The organism is bacterium (assembly GCA_021158245.1).
Classification (GTDB): domain Bacteria; phylum Zhuqueibacterota; class QNDG01; order QNDG01; family QNDG01; genus QNDG01.
In genome coordinates this window covers 1-9,444 of the sequence record JAGGVB010000231.1, presented here as the reverse complement: position 1 = coordinate 9,444, position 9,444 = coordinate 1, and the positions used below count along the sequence as shown (strand labels likewise).

The 9,444-nt window shown below is 36.0% G+C and carries 16 protein-coding genes and 1 pseudogene; all 17 read right to left on the bottom strand.

The annotated features are described in order from the left end of the window. Positions 1-199 precede the first annotated feature (199 nt). The gene (locus J7K93_14430) at positions 200-877 is read right to left on the bottom strand and encodes a nucleotidyl transferase AbiEii/AbiGii toxin family protein (GenBank protein MCD6118194.1); all 678 of its coding nucleotides are present in this window, start codon (positions 875-877) and stop codon (positions 200-202) included. Next, a complete protein-coding gene (locus J7K93_14425; GenBank protein MCD6118193.1) occupies positions 852-1,142 on the bottom strand; it encodes a hypothetical protein in 291 nt (96 codons plus the stop codon). The genes J7K93_14430 and J7K93_14425 overlap by 26 nt, the downstream gene beginning before the upstream one ends. A 224-nt stretch (positions 1,143-1,366) precedes the next feature. After that, positions 1,367-1,780 (bottom strand): DUF86 domain-containing protein, encoded by a 414-nt coding sequence (locus J7K93_14420; protein ID MCD6118192.1) that lies wholly within the window; start codon positions 1,778-1,780, stop codon positions 1,367-1,369. Then, on the bottom strand, positions 1,773-2,171 hold the full coding sequence (locus J7K93_14415; GenBank protein MCD6118191.1) for a nucleotidyltransferase domain-containing protein: 399 nt from the start codon (positions 2,169-2,171) through the stop codon (positions 1,773-1,775). The genes J7K93_14420 and J7K93_14415 overlap by 8 nt, the downstream gene beginning before the upstream one ends. Before the next feature lie 58 nt (positions 2,172-2,229). Then, positions 2,230-2,430, bottom strand: a complete 201-nt coding sequence (locus J7K93_14410; protein MCD6118190.1) for a DUF2283 domain-containing protein — start codon at positions 2,428-2,430, stop codon at positions 2,230-2,232. 329 nt (positions 2,431-2,759) lie between these two features. After that, positions 2,760-2,972 (bottom strand): DUF2283 domain-containing protein, encoded by a 213-nt coding sequence (locus tag J7K93_14405; protein MCD6118189.1) that lies wholly within the window; start codon positions 2,970-2,972, stop codon positions 2,760-2,762. 18 nt (positions 2,973-2,990) lie between these two features. Then, entirely contained in the window at positions 2,991-3,242 is a 252-nt protein-coding gene (locus J7K93_14400; protein ID MCD6118188.1) for a DUF4258 domain-containing protein, read from the bottom strand. Between the two features lie 62 nt (positions 3,243-3,304). After that, positions 3,305-4,276: a Gfo/Idh/MocA family oxidoreductase gene (locus J7K93_14395; protein ID MCD6118187.1), complete on the bottom strand. Its 972-nt coding sequence runs from the start codon at positions 4,274-4,276 to the stop codon at positions 3,305-3,307. Between the two features lie 132 nt (positions 4,277-4,408). Further along, positions 4,409-4,744, bottom strand: coding sequence for a hypothetical protein (locus J7K93_14390; GenBank protein ID MCD6118186.1), 336 nt, complete (start codon positions 4,742-4,744; stop codon positions 4,409-4,411). Then, a complete protein-coding gene (locus tag J7K93_14385; GenBank protein MCD6118185.1) occupies positions 4,725-5,084 on the bottom strand; it encodes a hypothetical protein in 360 nt (119 codons plus the stop codon). Before J7K93_14385 ends, J7K93_14390 begins: the two co-directional genes overlap by 20 nt. 410 nt (positions 5,085-5,494) lie before the next feature. After that, positions 5,495-5,767 (bottom strand): type II toxin-antitoxin system RelE/ParE family toxin, encoded by a 273-nt coding sequence (locus tag J7K93_14380; protein ID MCD6118184.1) that lies wholly within the window; start codon positions 5,765-5,767, stop codon positions 5,495-5,497. Between the two features lies 1 nt (position 5,768). Next, entirely contained in the window at positions 5,769-5,969 is a 201-nt protein-coding gene (locus J7K93_14375) for a hypothetical protein (GenBank protein MCD6118183.1), read from the bottom strand. Between the two features lie 511 nt (positions 5,970-6,480). Next, positions 6,481-6,696 (bottom strand): hypothetical protein, encoded by a 216-nt coding sequence (locus tag J7K93_14370; protein ID MCD6118182.1) that lies wholly within the window; start codon positions 6,694-6,696, stop codon positions 6,481-6,483. Next, a complete protein-coding gene (locus J7K93_14365) occupies positions 6,686-7,234 on the bottom strand; it encodes a nucleotidyltransferase (protein MCD6118181.1) in 549 nt (182 codons plus the stop codon). Before J7K93_14365 ends, J7K93_14370 begins: the two co-directional genes overlap by 11 nt. A 252-nt stretch (positions 7,235-7,486) precedes the next feature. Further along, positions 7,487-7,717, bottom strand: a complete 231-nt coding sequence (locus J7K93_14360) for a type II toxin-antitoxin system MqsA family antitoxin (GenBank protein ID MCD6118180.1) — start codon at positions 7,715-7,717, stop codon at positions 7,487-7,489. A gap of 2 nt (positions 7,718-7,719) precedes the next feature. Then, entirely contained in the window at positions 7,720-8,031 is a 312-nt protein-coding gene (locus J7K93_14355) for a DUF4258 domain-containing protein (protein ID MCD6118179.1), read from the bottom strand. 732 nt (positions 8,032-8,763) lie between these two features. After that, positions 8,764-9,444 (bottom strand): annotated as a pseudogene (locus J7K93_14350) (sulfate adenylyltransferase).

Sequence of the window (9,444 nt, the reverse complement as noted above, 5' to 3'; positions counted from 1 at the left end):
GCCTTTGACGGACGTGTCCGGCCTTTGACGGACGTGTCCGGCCTTTGACGGACGTGTCCGGCCTTTGACGGACGTGCCCGGCCTTTGACGGACGTGTCCGGCCTTTGAACGGACGTGTCCGGCCTTTGACGGACGTGTCCGGCCTTTGACGGACGTGCCCGGCCTTTGACGGATTCGTGGATTGTGGAAAAATTCTTAACTAATTCTTTTGAATCGAATTACGCTCCTTACGCAATATATCTTTTGCTATCTGCAGAATATCTTCCGCAGCATCATCAGTATCCGGCTCATTTTGCCATATAATATCTAATAAATATTCTATTGGAAATTCCGCCAGAATTTTACTTACATCCAGAGCATCAAGATAAACAACTTTGTTAAGGCTCTCTTTGAATATATCTTTCCAATGAAAAGAATAATTTCTGCATATAAACAGAATGTCTGCTATATCCTTGGGTTCGCGTCTATCCAGAGCTGTTAGTTTGTTTGAAAGAATGTTGCGCCAGTTATCAACTCTTGGGAATAATTTAAATTTTTTAAATTCTCCGTAGTGAAACTCAACATCATTAATAAAATCGACCTTTAGATTTACCCCTTTTTTTTGCATAGAGATTCTTACAAAATCAGATGATTTGATTCCAACATAAAACTGTATGTTCTTTTGTTTAAACACATCAATAATCCGATCTGCCTGAAGAGAAAAATCATCTGCATGATTAAGAAAAAAATCCAGATCATCGGAAAAACGATGCTGCAGATAAAAACGTCCCAAAGCTGTGCCGCCGGTAAGATAAAACCCTGTTTTTTCTTCGGCAATTATTTTGAAAACTTCATCCTGAAAAGGATAAAGTTTATTTAAATAATAATCTTTTTGCAAAATAATACTTTTCTCTTAAATCGTTAAACCGGATTTTATCTATTACCTCATCTGACAATGCTTCCTTTATTTTTTCATCTGGGATTAAATCAATTACCTGATACCAACCCATGCTTGTCAGAATTCTTGCGTATAAAGCGTAACGATCAAGATGCCCGACTTTATCAACATCACCGTTCAGCAGAGCCTGCAGTTCATTCTCATTAAAATGATAATCCCAGAATAAATCTTTTAAATGAATTTTATGTATATTTTTTGAAATCATACTTTTCTATACTTTTAAATTGATCTATTAATCCCGCATCAACCGGATAAACTTTATCGAATTATTTCTTACTAAACTTTTCCCCTCTTTATTCGTGTTAATTCGTGTAATCCGTGGACAATCTTTTCTTCCACTAATTAGAAGGTTAAAGGATAAAACACCAATTCTTTCTTTTTATCCTTGGCGGGAAAATATCTGCCGCAACTGATTCATCAATCATATTTCTATAAAAATTGAGCAAAAACCTTCTTTAATGCTGCAATGTCATCAAGATTATTTTGTAATACTTCATATACAATCTTCCGGTCAATTTCCAGATAATCATGGACAAGCAAGTTTCTAAATCCAATCATTCTAATCAATTGCTCTTTTAATTTTGCATTTATGTATCCATTGTTTTCCATTAGTTTTGGAATATCCCGGTACCAGCTAACCTCACCCAAATTCAAATCTGCTATAAGGTGATTCCCCACATCAAGTGTGGCTTCAATAGCTAAGTGGAGAAATCGCTCACAGCTTCCATATATTTCAGGCTCGCTCCTGAGTTTCTCAAATGAATAACTTTTCATTCTCTCAAGGATATATAAATATTCGTCTAATTTATTTAATCGCTTAAGGATTACTTCAGCCTTAACCACTTAAAACCCTTTCTTTGTAAGCCTTTCGCTGTACTTCAAGATAAGGATAAAAATCGAGATATTCCCGTACAATTCGGGAATACAGTTCTCCCCGGTCAAAATCGCTGCGTTTGTATATCACTATATTCATCTTTACTGCCTCATATTGTAAAACAATATCAGCTTTTCCCAGAAAGATCAAATCAACCCTGTCAAATCCTTCTCCGGCAAGGTCAGCTAAAATATCTAATTTCTTATCCCAAATTGATTTGTTTTTCTCAACAATTGCTAAATCCAGATCGCTGTCCTGATGGAGTTTTCCAGTTGCCGTAGAGCCAAACAAATAGACGGCTGCAATATCAGGGTAGTGTTTAAAAACCTCAGGTAGAATTTTAATGTCCGGATTTTTCATTACTTTTTTTATCCTTCATCCTTTTTATTTTTCACTTCACCCTTTTGTATCGTACAAATCAGACAGAAATGGAAGTCAATTCTTCAGGGTTACGCGCCCGTTTTGAAAAAGCAAGTATTTCCAATCCCAGAATTTTACCCGTTTTATCATAATCAACTACAATACCGTTTTCTTCTGCATAGGCACTATCTGTAACCTTTTCATCAGAGAATTTAATCTCAAGAATATCACCCTCAGCATCATAATTTATTTTAAGCACTATTAACCTCTCTTTAATCTTCGATTAAAGAATGCACTGACTACTAAAACCTTATTATGATTTATTTCTCTTATTTAACCTCTCGCAACGCTCGCTAAGAACGCCAAGAAAACAAAAAGATAAAACACCCCTCTTTCACTTTATCCTTTATCCTTTTTCCTTAAGATTAAAAAACAGCTCCGCATCCTCAGTATTCAACAATCAGAGGGTTAAAGGATAAATGATAAAGGATAAAACAAAATATTTTATCCGCCAATTGATCCTCTAATCCGGCAGTAGCCGGACACATCCGGCAGGAGCCGGACATGTGGATCGTGGATCAAATCACCTCATGCAGCTTCGAGATTCTCTAATATAATTTTCTTATTCTTAAAGTCTTTCAAAAAATCACTTGCATCCAATATTTCAATACCAACAACTTTTTCATGTTCGCCAATATTTATACTCACCTGGTCATTAATTTTAATAACCTCACACTCTTCAGGTTCATCAATTAAACGAATATAAAGAGCATCAACCGATGAATCATAACTTATTTTCATATCATTCTCCTGCAAATGTTAGAAATAAAACACATAGACTGTAATAACTATTATATCATCACCTTCTATTGCAACCACAGGCGATACTTGCTTTATTTTGTATTCCCTGCCCCGCCAATGGTTATTAAATTGAAAATTCTTTTTATAAATAATTCTGCCTTTTTTTGCTTCTTGTTTCTCGCCCTTCTGTACTGCGATTTTAACTTCTTCCTCGCTTGCCCCTCTCTCCAGCATCTGTTCTTTTGCATGCAAACTTATTTTTATTGGCATAGCAAATTATCCGTTTTTAACAACAAAAAATAACTTATCCTATAATTCTCTATAATTATTTTCTATAAATTCGTGTTAACTGTGTCCGGCAGGAGCTTTTCTGCAAGGGGATGCAAAAACCCGGTGCTGGCATCTTTTACATTTGTTTCTCTTATCCGGTGAGCAATTTCAATTGAAGGCCTTGCATCTTTTATAGTAAATCCGCGGCCTTGTAAAACTTCTTCATATACTCTTGTATGAAGATCAGTAAAACCGTGGGAAAAATCAAGTTCCTTATTATTAATTTTAATTGAGCGAAAACTGGTTTTTACATCAGGAAAAATTCTGTTCAGATCATTTTTATCCACAGAAAGGTACCATTTAACTCTTGCTTTTTCCAGCTCAATATACCCTGCGGTTTTTTGGGGATCTTTTAAATGTACTTCCAGATTCTGCACTTTTCCGAATATCCATGTAAGCATATCAAAAAAATGGATGCCTATGTTTGTTGCAAGGCCTCCGGACTTTGAAATATCGCCCTTCCACGAATAAAAATACCACTTTCCTCTTGGTGTTATGTATGTAAGCTCAATATCATATTTTTCATGTTTTTCTGCGTTCTCAACTTCCTTTTTAAGATCCATGACCACAGGGTGGAGTCTTAACTGAAGTACAGTATAAACCTTTTTTCCGGTTTCTTCGGAAAGTTCCTGCAGGGCATCTGCATTCCATGGGTTCAGAACCAAAGGCTTTTCGCAAATCGCGTCTGCGCCAACACGTAATGCAAATCTTATATGCGCATCGTGCAGATAATTCGGGGAGCAGATTGATACGTAATCAACAGCTCTCGGAGAATGATTTCTGCGAAGCTTTTCAATGTGGCGGTCAAATCGCTCAAATTCCTTAAAATAATCCACATCATCAAAATATCTGTCCAGAATGCCTACAGAATCAAAAGGGTCAACAGCAGCTACAAGATTGCTGCCTGTATCTTTAATTGCTTTTAAATGTCTTGGCGCAATATATCCTGCCGCGCCTATCAGAGCAAAATTCATATTATCTCTTTCTGTTGAATTTTATCTTTTGTTTTATCCTTTATCCTTTATCCTTTATCCTTTTATTTTATCTTTTGTTTTATCTTTTGTTTTATCTTTTGTTTTATCCTTTATCCTTTATCCTTTATCCTTTTATTTTATCCCCTTCATCCTCCTGTAAGCAGAAGGATCCAGCAACACCGCAGCACTTATCATTTGCTTGAGAGAACCATAATCAATTCCTTCAATTACAGAGCAGACGGCATCCCGCAAGCGCAAAAGCTCCCCAAGAGCATATCCCCATTTGGGATCATTAATAATGTAATCAAGCAGAATTACAGCACGGTACAAGTGGTTCTGCGATGCCTGCTTATTCACAGTCCGCAGATTTGCAGCCTTTTGCAAATCACTGACCATATTGAGCACCTGAGTATCTTTTGGGAAAGTGCTGTATCTGTTTTCAAGGGATTTATACCAGTTTTTCATCATTCCCTATTACAAATTTTTCAATGTAGAACTTTACCTTATCCCGTATTTCAGGATTTTGTATTTCCATAGAGGGATTATCCTGCTGCGGGCGTATGTTGATGAGTGCAACATATTCAATTCGATGATCCGGTTCGTTAAAAGGATATATATTCGCTCCATAGAGGTTTTTCTGAACACAGCCTTTTTCAATCATTAATTGTTCAGCATCAGCATGAAGCTCGCCCCCGATTCCAACAATTCCTTTTTCCACATCAACAACAACCTTAACCATATCCCCGAAATCCTGCTCAAGGAGAATCTTCAATTCGTCATAATTTATTTTTTTATCAATTATTTTAATCATATAAAAAATTCATATTATGTCTTCCCGATTCTGATCCACGAATCCGTCAAAGGCCGGACACGTCCGGCAGTGGCCGGACACGGTTACACAAATCCGTCAAAAGCCGGACATGGTTAACACGAATTAAAAAATAGATTAACGGAGATCTTCCCGATTCTTACCATTATATTTTTCTTATAGAAAATCGGGATTAGAATTAACCTCAATTTTCAAAAAATCCTATCAACTATTCCTTCTTCCCTTATACCCTATACCTGATTTTCGTTTTATCCTTTATCCCTTATCCTTTATCCTTGTCTTCTCTTTGCGTTCGTTGCGTTCGTTGCGAGAAAACATCTTCCCGATTCTGATTATTATATTCTTATAAAGAAAATCGGGACAGGAAAAGCAGAAAAAGGAGTAATGATTTAGGGAAATATCTTATATATATCATTTCTGTTCTTAACCCTGTAAAAAATAACTATATTCCCGGATTCAATCTTACATCCTATTCTATATATACCTACCCTTATTCTATAATATTCATTATACCCGCGTATCTTTTTTATATTCTTTATAGATGAAATATCATCAAGCCCCGAAATTTTTTCAAATACCAGATTTTCTATTTTCTCTCTGTAAGGATTACTTATCTTTGCCATATCCTTTAAGAATGACTTTTTATATAAACAATTTATCACGCTATCTTTTTCTTAATTTATTATAATAAGTCTTTGCTTCAGCAACTGCCAAAACTTCTTCTCCCTCCACTTCTTCCATAAACTTTGCAAGCCCATAGCCTTCAAGGATATCTTCCAATTTTTCAAAAGTTTTTATATCAATTAAAACAGCTTTCTTTTTATTCTTTGAATTTACAACATACTCTTTTTTAATGTTAAGCATAGCCAATTATCCCCTTATCTATTTAAAACCTTTTAAAAACAAATTTCAGCAGCCTTTCCCGTCCCGATTCTGATCCACGAATCCGTCAAAGGCCGGACACGTCCGGCAGTGGCCGGACACGGTTACACAAATCCGTCAAAAGCCGGAAATGGTTAACACGAATTAAAGAATAGATTAACGGAGATCTTCCCGATTCTTACCATTATATTTTTCTTATAGAAAATCGGGATTAAAATTAACCCCAATTTTCAAAAAATCCTATCAACTATTCCTTATACCCTTATACCATATACCTGATTTTCGTTTTATCCTTTATCCCTTATCCTTTATCCTTGTCTTCTCTTTGCGTTCGTTGCGTCCGTTGCGAGAAAACATCTTCCCGATTCTGATCATTATATTATTATAAAGAAAATCGGGACAGGACATTTATCCTTTAACCTTTATCCTTATTAATTGAAACATAATCTCAAACCAACCGGAAAACTTATCCGTAAACAGAAGCACTATTCATTCAGCGCCTCATAAGTGATTTTTGTATGTCAATTAAACACTGCAAATGCTCCTCATGCATCTTTTTTACTTTTTTTTCAGGAAGAGAATCTTCTGCTTTATAAAGAAATATAAACTGTTCCAGCTTCTGTTCCGCGCTCAGGGTTCTGTTATACTTTTCTTCCCAATCATTGAACATGGTGTTTTTATTAATAAATTCTTTATATTTATTTTGCATCTCTTAAACCGGTTATTTTATCAATTATTTCAGGCCTGTTTAATAACACAGAAAGATCTTTACAATTTTTCAGAATATACTCCCACTCCAAAGATTCTCCCAGAGATAAAATAACATTTTCTATATCAATCCAGTCCTTTTGCCTGATTGAAACAGCTTTATGAATAATCAAATCTTCAGGTGTACATATACGGACATCACTTCCCATGATATTCTTAATTTTTGAACGCGAAATTGCTTCATATTCAAACGGAAGTTCTGCAAAAACAAAATCTATTCTGACTTTGTCGAATTCCACAGGCAAAACATTTGTATCATGAATAAATTCACTGGGATTTTTGACAAGCAGAAAAGCTCTTTTGCTAATGTCATTAATAAATTTTTCTTTTTTTTCTTGTGATTCTACAGCTATTTTAATATCTATGTCAAATGTCTGGCGCGGCATACCATAATAACTTACAGCAATCCCGCCGAAAATCATGTACCGGATTTGTATGTTATCAAGCCACTGGGTTACACTTTTAATAACTTTTTCCAACTATTAAATATCCCGATTCTTACTATTATATTTTTTAATTAAAGAAAATCGGGACTCAAAGTAACCGCTATTTTCAAAATTACTGTTCTGTATCCCGTTTTCACTATTTACTTATTCCTTTATACCATATACCTTTATCTTTTGTTTTATCCTTTATCCCTTATCCTTTATCCTTTTATTTTATCTTTTGCCTTATCCTTGTCTTCTCTTTGCGTCCGTTGCGAGAAAACAAAAAAACAACACTTCTTAAATCTAAGCCACTTCTTTATACTTAACAAAGCCGAATGTAATACCGTCTTTTTCTGCCGAATCAACAAGAAATTCTACTTTTTTTACTGTTTCCATATCAATAAATGTCTCTCCGCACTGTTGGCAAACTCTTGCAGGTACTCCGCTTACAACAAGAATATGTTCAGTCTCTTTTTCAAAAGTTAAATTAGTAACACCATCTAAAATTTCACCTTTACATAATGGACATTTCATACTTATTTCCTTTTTTTATATCCATCTTTCCATTCATTTCTGTTCGGTTCATACACAGTAATAATCCACATCCATTTTTCAGTTTCATCAACAGCATAAAGGATATGAAGAGGTCTGTTATTTTTTGTATAGCCTAAAATCAATCTGCTTGGAAGAGGTTTATCGCTTAAATACTCTTCAACAATCTCGGCATTAAGCAAAACATGCTCTAACTCGTCCACCTTAATATTACGCTGATGCATTCTTATAACAGCATGTTTCTTAAATCCGACTCTTTTATTTTTAATTAACTCTCTTATTATTTCTATTTGCAAATTAACAGTGCTTTCCTTTATCCTTTATCCTTTATCCTTATACGCGAAAACTGTCAATTTTTTCAGTACAGAACGCCTATCCCTATTCACTATTCACTTTTCACTATTCACTAACCCCTTTGACTTAAGAAAATCAATTATAAAATCAGCAGACTGCTCAGGGCTCATCTTATCAGTCTCAATCACAAGTTCGGGATTCTCCGGCTCTTCATAAGGAGCGGAAATCCCTGTAAATTCCTTGATGATTCCCTCTCTTGCTTTTTTGTACAGCCCTTTGGGATCCCTGTCCTCACATACTTCAAGAGGAGCTTTTACAAAGGCCTCTATAAAATCTCCCTGTTGATTAAGGCTTCTCGCCCGGTCTCTGTCTTTTATGTAAGGTGAGATAAAGGATGTAACTGCAATTAATCCCGCATCTGCAAAAATATGCGCAACCTCTCCTATTCTGCGTATGTTCTCTTCTCTGTCCTCAGGAGAAAATCCCAGGTCTCCGTTTAACCCATGGCGGATATTGTCTCCGTCCAGAATATAGGCCTGGCATCCCATATCAAAAAGTTTCTGTTCAATGATTGTTGCAATTGTTGATTTCCCGCTTCCCGAAAGCCCTGTAAGCCAGAGAACAACTCCTTTGTGCTTATTTCTCTTTTCCCTGTGCTCTTTTGTTATTTGTGTATGATGCCATGTTACATTAGAACTTTTCTGCTTGTCAGGCTTTCCTTTTGACTGATAAAAATCTCTTAAAATATCAGAAACAACCTTTCTCATAATTCTCTGATCAACATCCTCTCCGTTCTGAAGTTTTCTGCGCACTTCTTTTCCGGATATAAAAACAGTATGATACCCTTTAGGTTTGTATTCTGAAATCAGCCCGACCTTTTTAATCTCTTCAAAATAAGCTGCAAATCCTACCTTTACAGGCTTAATCTCAAGGCCTCCTGAAAGATTGTCAAATTTTTCGTGCGCATCAAAATCTCCCCAGATTGCGCTGCCGTCATCAAACGGCGCATCTGCATGTTTTCTGCCGATTACAATATCTGTAAATCCGTAGTTCTGGCGGTAGATTGCATGCATTATTGCTTCTTTCGGGCCTGCATAGAACATCTTCATATCCAGCCCCACAAGAATAAAATTATCTATGAATCTGTACCCTGCCTTATCCCATACTGCTTCATCATAATCCCCTCTGCCGAATTCTCCAGATTCCATAAGCGCTTCATAAGTTCTCATGCGCACATCAGCAGGGACATCATCGGATTTGGTAGCTCCCACAAGAGGATTCAGTACTGACCCTGTAAAATGGCCTTCTCTTGTAAGTTTTTCCGCTGCCCATAAAAGAGCATACTCGTGAGCTCTGTGAAGTGCATTCCTCGTTTGAAATGCTACAACTCTTTTCCATGCTTTTTTCTCAAAAAG

What these genes read in the sequence shown, in the direction of transcription:
- J7K93_14400 (MCD6118188.1), bottom strand. Translation starts at nt 3,242, where the DNA reads ATGCCAATAAAAATAAGTTTGCATGCAAAAGAACAGATGCTGGAGAGA.
- J7K93_14390 (MCD6118186.1), bottom strand. Translation starts at nt 4,744, where the DNA reads ATGATGAAAAACTGGTATAAATCCCTTGAAAACAGATACAGCACTTTC.
- J7K93_14375 (MCD6118183.1), bottom strand. Translation starts at nt 5,969, where the DNA reads ATGCTTAACATTAAAAAAGAGTATGTTGTAAATTCAAAGAATAAAAAG.
- J7K93_14425 (MCD6118193.1), bottom strand. Translation starts at nt 1,142, where the DNA reads ATGATTTCAAAAAATATACATAAAATTCATTTAAAAGATTTATTCTGG.
- J7K93_14360 (MCD6118180.1), bottom strand. Translation starts at nt 7,717, where the DNA reads ATGAAATGTCCATTATGTAAAGGTGAAATTTTAGATGGTGTTACTAAT.
- J7K93_14405 (MCD6118189.1), bottom strand. Translation starts at nt 2,972, where the DNA reads ATGAAAATAAGTTATGATTCATCGGTTGATGCTCTTTATATTCGTTTA.
- J7K93_14395 (MCD6118187.1), bottom strand. Translation starts at nt 4,276, where the DNA reads ATGAATTTTGCTCTGATAGGCGCGGCAGGATATATTGCGCCAAGACAT.
- J7K93_14415 (MCD6118191.1), bottom strand. Translation starts at nt 2,171, where the DNA reads ATGAAAAATCCGGACATTAAAATTCTACCTGAGGTTTTTAAACACTAC.
- J7K93_14370 (MCD6118182.1), bottom strand. Translation starts at nt 6,696, where the DNA reads ATGCAAAATAAATATAAAGAATTTATTAATAAAAACACCATGTTCAAT.